The sequence below is a fragment of the Thermococcus sp. 21S7 genome (assembly GCF_012027615.1).
Lineage (GTDB): Archaea > Methanobacteriota_B > Thermococci > Thermococcales > Thermococcaceae > Thermococcus.
This window is the reverse complement of the sequence record NZ_SNUT01000002.1, coordinates 186,142-199,618: the sequence shown is the minus strand read 5'-3', so window position 1 is coordinate 199,618 and position 13,477 is coordinate 186,142. Positions and strand designations below refer to the sequence as shown.

Here is a 13,477-nt window from a genome sequence, read left to right as displayed (position 1 = left end):
ATCAGCGAACCAGGAGCTTGGCCTGCTCCGGATCGTAGCGCCACTTGGCGGGCAGCTTGCCGGTCCTCCTGTAGTACTTGACGAGGCGCCTAATCTTGCTCTCGGTGAGCTGAAGGCCCCTCCTGGAGTGCTTGTCCTTCGGGTGCTGTTCGAGGTGCTTCCTGAGCTTAACCGCCTTCCTGATGAGGGACATAAGGTCCTCGGGGATGTTCGGTGCGAGACCGTTCTCTTCGAGTATCTTGGTTATCTTCTTGCCCGTGATGAGCTTGACGCTCGGAATGCCATACTGGTCCCTGAGGATGGTTCCTATCATCGCCGCGCTGTAGCCTTCTTTCCTAAGCTTGATAACGAGCCCCTCGACCTCCTCCGCCGTGTACTCAACCCAGGTCGGCGGAGCGGTCCTGGGAGGCCTCTTAGAACCAGATTTACCCCTCTTTCTCGCGTGTATCCTTGCCATACCGTACACCTCCCGGTGACGGCCAGCTCCCGCCAGCCGCCCCTTCGCGTTGGGAATTGAGGTGGGGTTTAAAAAGGTTTGCCCCAATGTTTACGAAACAAAAAAGTTTTATACAAACGAATTAAGATAGTTACATGCGAACCCTGAGGGACCTTCCACCTTCCGATGTGGAGAGAATACAGGAACGCGCCCGCCAGCTTCGTGAATCTGGAATGAGCTACCTAAAGATCGCACAAGAATTGGCCGAGGAGTTTAACGTTTCAGTATCAAAGGCGACAGTTCTTAGATGGTGCAAAGGAAGCCACAACACGTTTAACAAAACCAAGCGCGTCAATCTAGAACCCTCCCCAGAGCTGGCCTATATCGTTGGGGCCTATCTTGGCGATGCCTCCCTCAGCGAGAGGAATTACCAGTACAGAATCCGCCTGAAGGTCGTGGACAGAGAGTTCGCCCAGAATTTTGAAAGAGCTGTGAGAGCCATTGGAGCGAATCCGAGAGCGGGCTTTGAGCGCAATCGCAGCAGAGCCAACAGGTGGTGGGTCGAGGTTACCAACAAAGAACTGTTCATGTTCCTGAAAGGACCGAAAGAGAAGCTTTTCGAAGTTGGTAGGGAGTATCCAAGGGAGTTTCTGAGAGGGTTCTTTGACAGTGAGGGAAGCGTTTATGTGAATACTAAGGATCCACGAAGAGCAGCCGTTGTGGCAGATCACTATAATACAGAAGTCCTCAAACTCTGCAAGGAGTTATTAGGAACCCTGGGAATTCACTCGACAATATATTTGGTCAAGAAAAAAGGCACAAAAGTTATGATTCGAGGACAAGAATATCAGTACAACAACGACCTTTACAGGATTAGTATCCACAGAAGAACTAGTGTTGCAAGGTTCGCGGAGAAGATAGGCTTCTCAATCTCTCGAAAGCAAGAGAAACTAGAAACCTTCCTCGAAGCTTTTTACTCACATACATCCGAAAGAGATTACCACAAAACTAAGTCGTATAGCGGGGGGAGGATTTGAACCTCCGACCTCCGGGTTATGAGCCCGGCGGGCACTCCTAGCTGCCCCACCCCGCTGCTCGACCCGTAGTTAGTGAACCGTGCAGGGTTTATAAATTTTACGGGAGGGGTTTATAACTCTCCCCTCCCCAGATTCTCCGGTGGTGGAATGTACCTGACGAAGGAGGAAGAGCTGATTCTGGCGGGGGAGTACGGCTACGCCCTCCAGAAGGCGATGGAGATACTCGTCGCCCTCGGGGAAATCTACGGCGCCGATAAGCTCATCCCGATAAAGAGCGCCCAGATTGCAGGCGTTTCCTACAAGAACATCGGCGATGCGGGCATGGAGTTTTTGCGTGATTTCGTCGACGCCGGGGCAAAGGTTTCAGTGTACACAACGCTCAATCCGGCCGGCATAGGGGACGATGAGTTCATGGAAAAGCAGATGGAGGTTCTTGAACTCTACAGGAAGATGGGAATAGAGATTACCTCCACCTGCACCCCGTACTACGGCGCGAACCTTCCGAAGTTCGGCGACCACCTGGCCTGGAGCGAGAGCTCCGCGGTAAGCTTTGCAAACTCGGTCCTGGGTGCGAGGACAAACAGGGAAGGTGGCCCCTCAAGCCTGGCCGCCGCGATAGTTGGAAAAACCCCGAACTACGGACTCCATCTGGACGAGAACAGGAAAGCGACGGTGATTGTCAACGTTGACGCGGAGGTGGAAACCTTCGTTGACTATTCCGCGCTCGGCTATCACCTCGGCAAGGTTCTCGGCAGCGATGTCCCGTACTTCAGGGGACTCAGGCCGTCGAACGCCGAGTACCTCAAGGAGATGGGCGCCGCGATGGCCGCGAGCGGATCGATAGCGCTCTACCACGTTGAGGGAGAGACCCCGGAGTATCGCTGGGCCATTGCCGATAAACTCGAAACGATAGCCGTGGAGGAGAGCGACATACGGGCGGTAAAGGAGGCTTTCTCAGACGACTGGAGCGAGATAGATATGATACTCATCGGCTGTCCCCACGCCTCCTTGGCGGAGATAAAAGAGGTGGCGGAACTCCTTAGAACCCGTGGAAAACCCCTGAAGGTTCCGCTGTTCATCACCGCCGGAAGGGCGGTCAAGGCCCTGGCTGATGCACTCGGGTACACGGAAACGATAGAGCGCTACAACGGGCGCATTATCCCGGACGTCTGCTTCGTCGTGTCCCCCATCAGGGGATGGTACAGGGGGATAGCCACCAACAGCGGCAAATCCGCGTTCTACTTCCGCTCATTCGGATTCAGCGTGAGGCTCGACGATGCGGAGAACCTGATAATGGAGGCGCCGTGAGGTGAGAGCATGAGGCTCAGTGGAAGAAAAATAGTCGGGGGAAAGGCCGAGGGAGAGCTGATAGTCTCCCAGAAGCCCCTCTCGTTCCTCGGTGGCGTCGATCCGGAGACGGGAATCGTGACGGACGCGGAGAGCGACATACGAGGGCAGAACATAGCCGGAAAGATACTCGCGTTTCCAAGGGGGAAGGGCTCGACGGTCGGCTCCTACGTTATCTATGCCCTTAAAAAGAACGGAAAGGCACCGAAAGCCATAATCGTAGGTGAAGCAGAGACCATAGTCGCGACGGGGGCAATAATAGCGGGTATCCCCATGGTGGACGGGATAGACGTTTCGAAGCTGAGGAGCGGGATGAGGGTCAGCGTTAACGCCGACGAGGGGCTGGTCGAAATTGAGGAATAGCCTTTTTAAGCCCCCGATCAATTCCTCTTCAGGGAGTTAAAATGACGAAGGGAGTCTACGAATGCATCAGCTGCGGGCACCGGGAGGTGCGGGATTCCACGGAGCCGCTTATAGAGAAAGGCTGCCCCAGATGCGGCGGAGACATGGTTCTGGTGGAGTTTCAGACGGAGCAAGAGGGACATGTGCTTCCCGTCCGCCGGGATGTCCCAGCCCTCCCTGAGACCGTTGAACGGAAGGTAATGGAGTTCTACGATGCGGAGCTTGATAGAATAGACGGAAGGGTTTTCGTGTTTAAGGTCCGCGAGATTCGGGAGAGAAACTTTGAGAGGGTTCTGGGCGAACTGGAGGACCTCGGATACTGGGCGGCGCTTAAAAAACGCGGCGGCGAGGTTTTGCTGTTCGTATTCCCCGCTGAGGGAATAAAGGAAGATAACAGATGGCTCCCGTGGATTTTCCTGATAGCCACAATCTTTACGACGCTGTTCGCAGGCTACTATCTCTCGTCCCTCTACATCCAGCTCCTCGACTACTACAACCTTCCCGGGATAAGGAATCCCTACGTCAACGCCGTGGCCTTCTCGGTAAGCGTCATGGCCATACTCGGAACCCACGAGCTGGGCCACAAGATTGCGGCGGCATATCACGGCGTCAGGGCAACGATGCCTTACTTCATCCCATTCCCCAGCATGCTTGGAACCCTCGGGGCTGTCATAAGGGTCAAGTCGCCCCTGCCAACGAGGGACGCCGCCATAGACCTCGGCGTCAGCGGCCCCATAGCGGGCTTTCTCGTGGCCATACCGGTGAGCATAATAGGCCTGAAGCTCTCGGTACCGGTGCCCCAGCACCTCCTTCCCTCCACGGGGGGAGGGATAGTCTTCGGCGAGAACCTCTTCTTCATGCTGATCGAGAAGTACGTGGTGACGTTCCCGGAGAACAGCGTCGTGTTCCTTCATCCAGTCGCCATCGCAGGGTGGGTCGGGATTCTGGTGACGTTCCTCAACCTCATCCCCGCGGCCCAGCTTGACGGAGGGCATATAGCGCGCTCCTTCCTCGGGGAGAAGGCCCACAGATACCTAACGATGGTCGTCGGGCTCGTTCTCATAGGAATGAGCTTCCTCTGGATTGGGTGGCTCATCTGGGGAATGCTGGTTCTCCTGATGGGCTCGGTTGGGAACCCAGGGGCGCTGGACGAGGTGTCCCCCGTGTCCAGAAAGCGGCTCCTCCTGGCGGTTATCGCTGTGATAATCTTCATCATCTCGGCGACGCCGCGGCCGATGTGGGTCAACGGGTGAATGGGAAAAGTTAATCTATCCCCAAAGCCAAATTGAAAGTGGTGAGAGTATGAGCGAGACCATCACACACTCCGGTGAGGTAACCCGCCTGATGGCCGAGAGCATAGCCAAGAAAATCGGCGAGAAACCAGAGGACGTTATCTGGTTCTTTGAACTCAGGAGCCTCATCGAAGCCTCTCGCTCGGGGAGGCTCGACAAGGCCGAAATCATTAGGAAACCAGCGGGAATAGACCTGCCTCTCCACAGGCTCCTCACGGCCGGAAAGAAAAACCTCGAAAAGTACAGGAGAATTGAGGAGGAGCTCAGAAAGGCCGGCCTGGTGTGAGCGATGCCGAAACCTACTACCGTTATCGACACGTCAGTTTTAGTCAGTGCACTCAAATCCAAGAACGAGACCAGAAGTCCGGCCTGGAAAATCCTGGGAATGTTAAAGGCCCGGGAAATTGAAAACAACGTGACCATCGGAATCCTCAACGAGATTGAGATAACCCTCTTTTCAATCGTCATGGAGTTCTCAACCCCTGAAACCTACTGGGACCTCATCGGCAAGGCCCACGAAATTCTCAGAATAATCCGCTCCAACTCACGAAACATCGAACCCAAACACTCACTCCAAGATAAGAGGACAGTTGAAAAGCTCCAGGATCCAAATGATGTTAAGTTCTTGGAGGCAGTCTTTGCCTCAAAGGCCAAATACCTCATCACCGAGAATACCAAACACTTCGGCAACTTTGTTATGAATGAAGGGGCAAAAACCGGCCGGGCTAAAATCCTGAACCACTACTTCTACATTTTCACGGCCAGGGAATTCGTGAGAGAATTGCAGAAAAAGAAATGAAGACTCTCCAGACTGTCACGGCCAAGCTCCCTCCAATACTCCCACGATCGATTTGACCCCCCATGGGAAGAAAAAATCACCGCCCCTTCTTCCTCTCCTTCATTATCTGCTCGATGTCGTAGTATATGGAATCCCTGGAGACGCCGAACATCCTCGCTATCTCCGATATGTTGAGAACCCTGGGGTTGTAGTTGAAATCCCTGAGAACCCTGGCCAGGAGTTCCCGCCGCTCCCCTATGCTGTACTCAGAGAGGGGCTTGATTTCGAGCGGCGCATTGTAGACGGCCACGGCGACGGCGTAGGTTCTCCTCGTCACGGGGGTGATGTAGGTTCCAATCTCGAAATCGACCACCCTGGCACCGGGCGGGAGTGAGGAGTTGAGCCTCTCGACGGCCTTGCCTATCGCATCGGCCCGGTTTTTACCGGTTGAATGCTCCGCGGCTATGCCCTTCAGCATGTCCCCCCTTTCGTCTATGAGAACCGTAACGGCGAGGTTCATAAAGGCTCCAAAGGACAGCTGAATCTTCGCGGATGATATGACGCCCCGCCGGCGGGAAAGGATTTCCTTCGAGGTTAGTACGATGTTCTTTGTACAATCTTCAACGCTCGCGGAGTCATGTTGGAAACTCAGCAATTCCACGTTATCACCTCTGGGGTTTCCGCAATATTGGGTAGATTTGACTTAAATTTGAGTAGAAAGCTATATAAGCTTTTTCAGTTCATTGATGTATTGAAGTAATCCTTCGGGGGTGGATAATATGCTGAGGTTAAGGAGACGGAAGAAGGGTCAGGGCGCCATTGAGTACCTGTTCATGATCGCGGCGGCCCTGGTCATAATACTGATTGCTGTTAGGTATGTTAGCAACAGCGGTCAGCAGGCAAGTAGCCAAGGAGACCTTGCAATGTTTCAGAGCCAAGCAGAACTTGTAAAAAGTAATCTCGTGGCTCAGTATGGAAGCAATGAGCTCAATAAACTCAAGGTTAATTATACTGAAGCATCAATTACCAATGGCAACTTCACCCAACTCTATGATCTATGTATGACAAACAAAAAGCCATCCGATACTGGCCTCCAGAATATTGACCAGATAACTGCCTGTAAGGCAATAGTAAATGGCAATATCGGAAAGTGAGCTTTTTCTTTGTTCTCCTATTTTATACCACAGTACAATTCTGTGGAGGGATTGATATGAAGGCTCAATCATCTCTGGAGTACCTCTTCATGCTCGCCGGCATGTTCGTTCTCGTTCTCGCAACGCTATTTGCGTATAACAATGGTATCCTTCCTCACACCATTGAGACCGGCGAGCAGGTTAACGTCCTCCAGCTCCAGAACGACGCCCAGTACATCATCGTCCAGCTCAAGGCCAATGATCAGTGGGACACCATAAAGTCCAAAACGGTGGCCCTTACGACTTCAGACGGCAGGACCACCTGCAGGGTGCAGGATACCCCCTACACCGGCACCTACCCGGAGAAGATAAACTACGACAGCGGCAAGACCCTTGAGAAAATCTACGACGAGTGCATGGGCGGCAGTGCCGGCGCGTGTCAGGTTATAATCTGCGCCCTCGGGGCGGACTGAGCCGCAGTGTCTTGTGATCTTCCAGGATGGCCGTTTTTATTTTGCGGAGTGGAACCGTTATCATTTTCCCGGGGGATTCAATCAGAATAACGTGAGAACCTTCTGGCTGGCGAGACATGGCCCCTGTAACATTTTCCCCCATCTCTAAGAATCGCGTTCTTGGACTTTGGACTTCTTGAGGGATACATGACCAAAAAGTTTTTAAAAGGTGTAATACAAATGTATTACGAGATACTTGTGGGGGTGGTTTGGATGGCATATTCCCTGGAGATAACCAGGAGGGTTGGGAACAGGAAGGATGGCCCCAAAACCAAATTGATCAGCGTGAGGATTCCGATATTTGCATACGAGCAGATAGAGGCCCTCGTGGACTTGGGGGTTTTCCCGAGCAGGAGTGACTTCATTAATTATGCAATCCAAAAAGCACTCTTCGAACTTCCCGCGTTTAAGTTACCTGCCTCTGATGAAGCCCTACTAGAGATGATGGCCCTAGGGCCGGATTCACCTCCGGGTGATGATGAAATCCAGGAGGTGTTGAAAGATGTCGAGAAGGAAGTTCGAACCTATTCCCGTAGTGATAGACCTGAACGTCGCCGTGTCCTCCGCGTTAGGAGGACCGGCAGCGGCGCCGGCAAAAGTGATTCGCCTGATGATTGAAGGTAGGATAGTCAATTTCGCTTCGAAGCTGATGCTTGAGCGTCTTCGCGCCAAATTGGGAAGTCGCCGTGTCCAGAGGTATTTGGCCAATAAATCTTCAGGTCCAGCAGGGGAACTGCTATGGTACAAACCTTATGCAATTGTGACAGCGTTTGAAATAAAGTCCGTAGTAATCAGTCCAGAGAGTTTGGTAGATGCTAGTGAAGATGAGGAGGACAATGAAGTTTTGTCAGTGGCTTGTGATGCCGGTGTTGAATATCTCATTACTCAAGATCAAGATGATCTGCTTTCACTGCGGAATCCTGAAACCAAGGAAGTAATCATTGAGGACGAAGATGGAAATGAAGTTTGTAGAATCAAGATTTTGACTCCAAGAGAGTTCCTAGAGGAACTGAAAAAGAGAGGATGGGTAATTTGAGCCCTTTATCATTTTTCTCTTTTAGACCGTCCCGTTCTGGTTAGCTGTAACTTGTGTAAAGTTTCACTTAATTGCCATCTACGAAACAGCCGTTCTGGTTAGCCGTAACTTGTGTAAAGTTCGTAAGCGTCGTTACGGATAATCTTCCCCACTCCCAACTTCATTGTGGGGCTTTCGGGGGGAACGGTGACTCCCCACATCTTCAAGGCTCTCAAACGAACATTCCAAGAGCCGACCACATCACGGTCGGCCTCAAAACCACAATTCGAACACTTCACAACCCTGCCCCCATTCGGGCTTAACTTACCCCCACACACCGGGCACAGGGAGGAAGTATGAGCAGGATTCACGAAAACAACCTTAACACCCTTCAGTTTAGCCTTGTATTCGATAATGCTTTGAAGCTTCCGAAAACTCCACCTGTGAAGACGGCCATTCATTTCGGTAGAATACCTGATTGACTCCCTGATTTCCGTTAAATCCTCTAAAGCAAGGCCACCGAGTTTGAGGAGCTGTTTTAATCCCTTCCTGTTCTCGTTCAATCCGGAAGAAATGTCCGTAATGATTTTGGCCACTTGGTATCCTTTGGACGAGCAGTAGTTCTTGAGGTATTCGACCTGTCTTTCTAAGTCTTCTTTCTGGTCTCGGCTTGAGACTCTGGCGTAAATGACGACTTTATCAGGGATTTTACCCTCAAGAATTCTCTTAATTTCACTTTCTGGAACTCGGTATTCTTTGCCAATCCGATATGCTTTAATCTCGCCGGATTTTATTTTCCTAATTAGTGTCGGCTTGCTGATGCCTAAGAGTTGTGAGGCCTTGCCCGTCCGATAAAGCCTCATACCCCACTCCACCAAAATGAATTATAAAATAAAAACACTTAAACTTTACGCTTTTAACTATCTATGAAACAGCCCCAAAAGCCAACCCTAGCCGGAGGAGGTCAGCGTGCCGTCCCCTTGTTATCACGACACCAAAGCTGACGAAGCTGAATTGGAAAAGAGTGGGGAGGTGCCAGAGCGGTTATATGCATAAGAGACCTAACACCGGCCCTTAAAAGAGTCCCCGCGTCTTTTCTGCCAGCTCCGTTATAACGTCCTCCTTGAGCTTCCCTATGTATCTACCGCTTCTGAGTTTCGTTTTGGGTATCGTGAACAGCTTGAATGGTTTTATCATACTCACGTTCCTAAGCCCTCTGCTGGTGTTTGGGTCCAGGTCATCATTTTTTATCACCCTCACCATCTTCCTGAGCTGGGGGGACAGGGCGGCGACACGCTTCAGCTCAAACCGCGAAATCTGGCAGACTATTACATCCCGCCCGTTGTTATTCATGGTGTCGCCGGAGATTATAAGAACCGGCCGATGTTTGTATTTCAGCCCGCCGTTCTCATCAAAATAGGGAAACGGGGCCGTCCAGATTTCACCCTGCTCCATTGGACAACCTCCGATCTCAGGTATCCAATTCAAGAAGTTCATCAAGGAAATAGTCATCCACCGCGCTTGGAGTCGGGTGAACTTCCCTTATCTTACCGGCAACTATTTTGATGTCCTCAAGCAGTTCGGTGAGAGACTTTCCGTTCTGGAGAAGTTTCAACAACCGAAGCATGAGCAGCAGGAAGTAGGGGGACAGCTCGCCGGCAGTTTCAAGGCTCCCGGTCTCTATGATTATTCCGAGGATGTTCGATTCAATGAAAAGGAATCTGTCCAGGACATCCATCTCTTCCAGCTCCTCCTCAGGGAGCCGGCCGTCCAGGGCTTTCTCCAGCAGTCGCTCGGAAGTTCTGTCAATATCCGATTTCAGTTTAACGAGTTCTGGCAGGATGATGTTCTTGAGCTCCTCCTCAAGCTCGGTGGGAGTCATCTCCACGTTAATCGCCGCATCAGCAATTGCGTAGATGCCCCCTTTGAACTCCTCGGTGAAGAGCTTATAAATCCGTTCAATAGCCATGATGTAGGCCTCTTCACTCGGTTCATCGGGGGTTAACTCCATCAACCGGGAGAACAGAAGCCCCTCCTTTTCATTCAAACTCTTTTTGAACTCCTTTAAAACCCCCCGAAATCCACCTTCATTCCTCGATATCCCATCCAGCAATGGCCGGATATTCATACTGCCGAACGGGAACGCCAGGCTCGCAAGGTTACCATGCTGGGCGGGAAGTGCGGGGGACGTCATTTCCACTCACCATCTTAATGCCTATAGAAAAGTGTGCTTCCGCGTTTAAATATCTTTGGATATCGGGACGAAAAACCTTTAACGTTCCGGCGGCAACTATTCCCTTAAGGTGACTGCCATGGGATTCTTTTCCTTCGGCTCCAAGAGGGGCAAGGTCAAAAAGCTCATAGAGGGGGAGCGCTTTGATGAGGTAGTTTCGGTGGCGGTTAAAGACAAAAAAGCCCTGGATGCACTTATAGAGCTCCTCGACGATAACGCGCCGGGCATCAGGGGGGACGCACTGCTGATTCTGGGGATGATCGTCAAGCAGAGGGGAGAGGTGGTGGAGCCCCACGTGGGGAAGGTGTTCCCCAAAGCAATCGAGCTGACTAGGAACAGGAACCCCTACGTGAAGGAAAACGCGATGATTCTTTCGTACGAACTCATCCGCAGGTTCCCGGATAAAGTCAGGGACATGGGGGACACCGTCATCAAAGACCTCCTCGAAGAGCTCAACACAGGAGACAAGAACACCAAGGGCTTTGCCCTGATGCTTCTGGGTGAGCTGGGCGCCGGTGAGGCAAGGGGGTACGTTGAAGAACTCGTTAACGTTGAGGACAAGGTGATACTCCCGTTCGAGGGCAAGAAGTGGGTACCGCTGGGGGAGATAGCAAAGGAGACCCTCGAAAAACTTTCGTAGTCCGAAATCGAATTAATGCTCTTCTTCATTCATCCCATTTCTGTTCCGAAAGATTAATAAGCCCGTTCGTTTTAACTACTTCAGGTGATACCATGCTTGAAGAGTTGCTGCTGCTGTTTTTCTTGTTCCTGGCCATCATGCTGGTGGTCAAGGTTGGCTTTGCCATACTTCGGTACCTCGTGGCCAACGCGGTAATTGGTCTGATAATACTGTGGTTCACGAACTGGATAGGAATATCGGACGTGCCGCTGACGGCGCTGAACATCCTTGTGGTCGCCATAGGTGGCATACTCGGGGTTATAGCACTCATAATAGCCTACTGGTTCTAGTCCATTCCTCCTAAACTTTTATAAATTCCTCGCGTTTTCTTCGTCCAGAGAGGGTTCTGGGGAGTGATGATCATGTCTCACAAATCAGCTGAAATGTACGAACTCAAGAAAAAGGTCGATGAACTGAAGGGTTATCGAGGTCGAGCCACTGAACTTGTGAGCCTGTACATTCCCGCGGGCTACGACATAAACAAGGTCATGCAGCAGCTGAGGGAGGAGTACGGCACGGCGCAGAACATCAAGTCAAAATCGACGCGAAAGAACGTTCTTGGGGCCCTTGAGAGGGCCATGCAGCACCTCAAGCTCTACCGCAAGACTCCCGAGACCGGTCTGGCCCTCTTCGTCGGAAACGTCAGCGAGCAGGAGGGTGTCAGCGACATAAAGCTCTGGGCGATAGTCCCGCCGGAGCCGCTGAAGGTCAGGCTCTATCGATGTGACCAGACCTTTATCACCGAACCCCTTGAGGAGATGCTCCGCGTAAAGGACGCCTACGGCCTCATCACAGTCGAAAAGAACGAGGCAACGATAGGCCTCCTCAGGGGAAAGCGCATTGACGTCATCGACGAGCTGACTTCAAACGTCCCCGGAAAGACCCGCGCGGGTGGTCAGTCCGCGAGACGTTACGAGAGGATTCGCGAGCAGGAAACCCACGAGTTCATGAAGCGCATCGGCGAGCACGCCAACAAGGCCTTCCTTCCGCTCCTTGAGAAGGGCGAGCTGAGAGGGATAATCATCGGCGGCCCGGGCCCGACCAAGGAGGAGTTCGTTGAGGGCGACTACCTTCACCACGAGCTTCGAAAGAAGGTCATCGGCGTTGTGGACATCAGCTACCACGGCGAGTACGGGCTGAGAGAGCTGGTGGAGAAGGCCAGCGATATACTCAAGGACCACGAGGCGGTCAAAGAGCGCCACCTTATACAGAACTTCTTCAGGCACCTCGTTAAGGACACGGGAATGATAACCTACGGTGAGAGGGAGGTGCGGCAGGCCCTTGAGCTTGGCGCCGTTGACACGCTCCTCATCAGCGAGGGCTACGACAAGGTTCGCGTCAGGGCAAAGTGCAACAACTGCGGCTGGCAGGAGGAGAAGACCATGAGCGAGAGCGAGTTCCACGTCTACAGGAAGAAGCTCACCCACTGCCCAAAGTGCGGCAGCCAGAACATAAGCTTTGAGAAATGGGACGTCGCCGAGGAGTTCATAAAAATGGCCGAGGAAAGCGGTTCCGAAGTGGAGATCATCTCCCTCGACACGGACGAGGGCCAGCAGTTCTACAAGGCCTTTGGAGGGCTGGGGGCCTTCCTGAGGTACAAGATTCAGTGAGCTCAGCCCAGTACCTCGGCGAGCAGCTTTCTTATTCCTTCCTTCACCTCTTCCCCATCCATCAAGTACGGGGGTCTGAGGACGGGTTTTATCGAGAAGCCGCGGAGCGACATGGCGAGCTTTATTGCGGAGCCGAATGATGATGCCGCATCGTAGACCCCGGACAGCTTTGCCAGCCTTCTCGCGTGCTCGAATGCTTCTTCGAACCTCTTTTCCTGAAAGGCCTTGTAGAGGGCCAGATGAACCTCGGGGGCAAAGTCAGCACAGGCCATTATTCCCCAACCCCGCCGAGAACGAGCGTGTTCAAGAAGTGCTGGTCGAGGCCGGTGAATACCTTGAAGTCCTTTCTTTCGCCCTTAACCTCGAAGATAACGTCCCTGATGTGATTTACACTGTCAATCGTCTCCTTCACACCGGCGATGTTCGGGTACTCTAGGGCGAGGCGTTTGATGAGTGGCACGCTGAGCGGGTTGGCGCAGGAGGGGATGTTGTATAGTATAATTAGGAATATCGGTTCTCTCGGCGACCATCGAGTAGTGCGTAAACAGGGCGTCGTCGTTCAGGGGGCAGTAGTAGGGGGGGCGCTATCACGACGTAGTCGGCCCCTATGTCCTGGGCGTGCTTTGTAAGCTCAATGACCTCAAAGGTGTTCGAGGAGGCCGTACCGACCAAGTAGAATGAGGCGTTGACGAGCTCCCTGCCCCTCTCGGCCAGAAACTTCCTCTCCTCGACGCTGAGGCTCGTGAACTCGCCGGTCGTCGCGTTGATGAATATCCCGTGAACGCCGACCTTCTGGAGAAACTCGATGTGCTCCTCAAGGGCGGGAATATCGATGGAGTAGTCCTCGTTGAAGGGCGTTACATTTTTCTTTTGAAAGTCTTGCCGTTCACAGCGGGGATGAAGTGAACAACCCAACCAGCCTTCGAACAGGGAAGCGATACTCTTTTAAAGCCTAAAATTCATACCATACTTTGAAATGAAGCGAGCAGTAACGGTAAAACTC

At 52.4% G+C, this 13,477-nt stretch carries 18 protein-coding genes, 1 tRNA gene and 1 pseudogene; 13 read left to right on the top strand and 7 right to left on the bottom strand.

Annotated elements, in window-relative coordinates; genetic code table 11:
• Position 1: 1 nt before the first annotated feature.
• Positions 2-457 carry a 30S ribosomal protein S15 gene (locus tag E3E51_RS04365; protein WP_167911889.1) on the bottom strand — a complete coding sequence of 152 codons (456 nt, stop codon included), beginning with the start codon at positions 455-457 and terminating at the stop codon, positions 2-4.
• Positions 458-591: 134 nt separating this feature from the next.
• Between E3E51_RS04365 and E3E51_RS04360 the strand changes: the two genes are divergently transcribed.
• Positions 592-1,473, top strand: a complete 882-nt coding sequence (locus E3E51_RS04360) for an LAGLIDADG family homing endonuclease (RefSeq protein WP_167911888.1) — start codon at positions 592-594, stop codon at positions 1,471-1,473.
• Here E3E51_RS04360 and E3E51_RS04355 read toward each other — a convergent pair.
• Positions 1,455-1,529 (bottom strand) — tRNA-Met (locus E3E51_RS04355). The two genes, E3E51_RS04360 and E3E51_RS04355, sit on opposite strands and share 19 nt — an antisense overlap.
• Before the next feature lie 91 nt (positions 1,530-1,620).
• Here E3E51_RS04355 and E3E51_RS04350 point away from each other — a divergent pair.
• From E3E51_RS04350 to E3E51_RS04330, 5 genes are read left to right on the top strand one after another with little or no spacing between them, the layout of a single operon-like run.
• Positions 1,621-2,781: an aconitase X catalytic domain-containing protein gene (locus tag E3E51_RS04350; protein ID WP_167911887.1), complete on the top strand. Its 1,161-nt coding sequence runs from the start codon at positions 1,621-1,623 to the stop codon at positions 2,779-2,781.
• Positions 2,782-2,790: 9 nt separating this feature from the next.
• A complete protein-coding gene (locus tag E3E51_RS04345; RefSeq protein ID WP_167911886.1) occupies positions 2,791-3,183 on the top strand; it encodes a DUF126 domain-containing protein in 393 nt (130 codons plus the stop codon).
• A gap of 41 nt (positions 3,184-3,224) precedes the next feature.
• Complete coding sequence (locus E3E51_RS04340) at positions 3,225-4,475, top strand: site-2 protease family protein (RefSeq protein WP_167911885.1); 1,251 nt, start codon at positions 3,225-3,227, stop codon at positions 4,473-4,475.
• A 49-nt stretch (positions 4,476-4,524) separates the two neighbouring features.
• Positions 4,525-4,800, top strand: coding sequence for a hypothetical protein (locus tag E3E51_RS04335; protein WP_167911884.1), 276 nt, complete (start codon positions 4,525-4,527; stop codon positions 4,798-4,800).
• 3 nt (positions 4,801-4,803) lie between these two features.
• Positions 4,804-5,313 (top strand): putative toxin-antitoxin system toxin component, PIN family, encoded by a 510-nt coding sequence (locus E3E51_RS04330; protein WP_167911883.1) that lies wholly within the window; start codon positions 4,804-4,806, stop codon positions 5,311-5,313.
• 76 nt (positions 5,314-5,389) lie between these two features.
• Here E3E51_RS04330 and E3E51_RS04325 read toward each other — a convergent pair whose 3' ends face one another.
• On the bottom strand, positions 5,390-5,953 hold the full coding sequence (locus E3E51_RS04325) for a hypothetical protein (RefSeq protein WP_167911882.1): 564 nt from the start codon (positions 5,951-5,953) through the stop codon (positions 5,390-5,392).
• A gap of 118 nt (positions 5,954-6,071) precedes the next feature.
• Between E3E51_RS04325 and E3E51_RS04320 the strand changes: the two genes are divergently transcribed.
• The 4 genes from E3E51_RS04320 (at position 6,072) to E3E51_RS04305 (ending at position 7,973) form a co-directional block, all read left to right on the top strand.
• Positions 6,072-6,446: a class III signal peptide-containing protein gene (locus E3E51_RS04320; RefSeq protein WP_167911881.1), complete on the top strand. Its 375-nt coding sequence runs from the start codon at positions 6,072-6,074 to the stop codon at positions 6,444-6,446.
• Between the two features lie 56 nt (positions 6,447-6,502).
• Positions 6,503-6,898 carry a hypothetical protein gene (locus E3E51_RS04315; RefSeq protein ID WP_167911880.1) on the top strand — a complete coding sequence of 132 codons (396 nt, stop codon included), beginning with the start codon at positions 6,503-6,505 and terminating at the stop codon, positions 6,896-6,898.
• A gap of 219 nt (positions 6,899-7,117) precedes the next feature.
• Positions 7,118-7,555, top strand: coding sequence for a type II toxin-antitoxin system ParD family antitoxin (locus tag E3E51_RS04310; protein WP_167911879.1), 438 nt, complete (start codon positions 7,118-7,120; stop codon positions 7,553-7,555).
• Positions 7,440-7,973: a putative toxin-antitoxin system toxin component, PIN family gene (locus E3E51_RS04305; RefSeq protein WP_167911878.1), complete on the top strand. Its 534-nt coding sequence runs from the start codon at positions 7,440-7,442 to the stop codon at positions 7,971-7,973. Before E3E51_RS04310 ends, E3E51_RS04305 begins: the two co-directional genes overlap by 116 nt.
• Before the next feature lie 98 nt (positions 7,974-8,071).
• Here the strand turns inward: E3E51_RS04305 and E3E51_RS04300 are convergent, their stop codons facing one another.
• The 3 genes from E3E51_RS04300 to E3E51_RS04290 all read right to left on the bottom strand — a co-directional run bounded on the left by E3E51_RS04300 (position 8,072) and on the right by E3E51_RS04290 (position 10,146).
• Positions 8,072-8,815, bottom strand: a complete 744-nt coding sequence (locus tag E3E51_RS04300) for an IS607 family transposase (protein ID WP_167912138.1) — start codon at positions 8,813-8,815, stop codon at positions 8,072-8,074.
• Positions 8,816-9,026: 211 nt separating this feature from the next.
• Positions 9,027-9,407, bottom strand: a complete 381-nt coding sequence (locus E3E51_RS04295) for a type II toxin-antitoxin system PemK/MazF family toxin (protein WP_167911877.1) — start codon at positions 9,405-9,407, stop codon at positions 9,027-9,029.
• A gap of 16 nt (positions 9,408-9,423) precedes the next feature.
• A complete protein-coding gene (locus E3E51_RS04290; protein WP_206204475.1) occupies positions 9,424-10,146 on the bottom strand; it encodes a hypothetical protein in 723 nt (240 codons plus the stop codon).
• Positions 10,147-10,264: 118 nt separating this feature from the next.
• Between E3E51_RS04290 and E3E51_RS04285 the strand changes: the two genes are divergently transcribed.
• The 3 genes from E3E51_RS04285 to prf1 all read left to right on the top strand — a co-directional run bounded on the left by E3E51_RS04285 (position 10,265) and on the right by prf1 (position 12,474).
• Positions 10,265-10,825, top strand: a complete 561-nt coding sequence (locus tag E3E51_RS04285; protein ID WP_167911875.1) for a hypothetical protein — start codon at positions 10,265-10,267, stop codon at positions 10,823-10,825.
• A 92-nt stretch (positions 10,826-10,917) separates the two neighbouring features.
• Positions 10,918-11,154, top strand: coding sequence for a pro-sigmaK processing inhibitor BofA family protein (locus tag E3E51_RS04280; RefSeq protein ID WP_167911874.1), 237 nt, complete (start codon positions 10,918-10,920; stop codon positions 11,152-11,154).
• 72 nt (positions 11,155-11,226) lie between these two features.
• Entirely contained in the window at positions 11,227-12,474 is a 1,248-nt protein-coding gene (prf1, locus tag E3E51_RS04275; protein WP_167911873.1) for a peptide chain release factor aRF-1, read from the top strand.
• A gap of 2 nt (positions 12,475-12,476) precedes the next feature.
• On the opposite strand, the pseudogene E3E51_RS04270 reads toward prf1, so the two are convergent.
• Positions 12,477-13,389, bottom strand: a pseudogene (locus E3E51_RS04270) (dihydrodipicolinate synthase family protein).
• Positions 13,390-13,477 lie beyond the last annotated feature (88 nt).

Coding starts and splice junctions, on each gene's coding strand:
- E3E51_RS04305 (WP_167911878.1), top strand. CDS start 7,440: ATGTCGAGAAGGAAGTTCGAACCTATTCCCGTAGTGATAGACCTGAAC.
- E3E51_RS04330 (WP_167911883.1), top strand. CDS start 4,804: ATGCCGAAACCTACTACCGTTATCGACACGTCAGTTTTAGTCAGTGCA.
- E3E51_RS04335 (WP_167911884.1), top strand. CDS start 4,525: ATGAGCGAGACCATCACACACTCCGGTGAGGTAACCCGCCTGATGGCC.
- E3E51_RS04320 (WP_167911881.1), top strand. CDS start 6,072: ATGCTGAGGTTAAGGAGACGGAAGAAGGGTCAGGGCGCCATTGAGTAC.
- E3E51_RS04360 (WP_167911888.1), top strand. CDS start 592: ATGCGAACCCTGAGGGACCTTCCACCTTCCGATGTGGAGAGAATACAG.
- E3E51_RS04295 (WP_167911877.1), bottom strand. CDS start 9,407: ATGGAGCAGGGTGAAATCTGGACGGCCCCGTTTCCCTATTTTGATGAG.
- prf1 (WP_167911873.1), top strand. CDS start 11,227: ATGTCTCACAAATCAGCTGAAATGTACGAACTCAAGAAAAAGGTCGAT.
- E3E51_RS04315 (WP_167911880.1), top strand. CDS start 6,503: ATGAAGGCTCAATCATCTCTGGAGTACCTCTTCATGCTCGCCGGCATG.
- E3E51_RS04365 (WP_167911889.1), bottom strand. CDS start 457: ATGGCAAGGATACACGCGAGAAAGAGGGGTAAATCTGGTTCTAAGAGG.
- E3E51_RS04350 (WP_167911887.1), top strand. CDS start 1,621: ATGTACCTGACGAAGGAGGAAGAGCTGATTCTGGCGGGGGAGTACGGC.
- E3E51_RS04280 (WP_167911874.1), top strand. CDS start 10,918: ATGCTTGAAGAGTTGCTGCTGCTGTTTTTCTTGTTCCTGGCCATCATG.
- E3E51_RS04285 (WP_167911875.1), top strand. CDS start 10,265: ATGGGATTCTTTTCCTTCGGCTCCAAGAGGGGCAAGGTCAAAAAGCTC.
- E3E51_RS04290 (WP_206204475.1), bottom strand. CDS start 10,146: ATGACGTCCCCCGCACTTCCCGCCCAGCATGGTAACCTTGCGAGCCTG.
- E3E51_RS04340 (WP_167911885.1), top strand. CDS start 3,225: ATGACGAAGGGAGTCTACGAATGCATCAGCTGCGGGCACCGGGAGGTG.
- E3E51_RS04300 (WP_167912138.1), bottom strand. CDS start 8,815: ATGAGGCTTTATCGGACGGGCAAGGCCTCACAACTCTTAGGCATCAGC.
- E3E51_RS04345 (WP_167911886.1), top strand. CDS start 2,791: ATGAGGCTCAGTGGAAGAAAAATAGTCGGGGGAAAGGCCGAGGGAGAG.
- E3E51_RS04310 (WP_167911879.1), top strand. CDS start 7,118: ATGTATTACGAGATACTTGTGGGGGTGGTTTGGATGGCATATTCCCTG.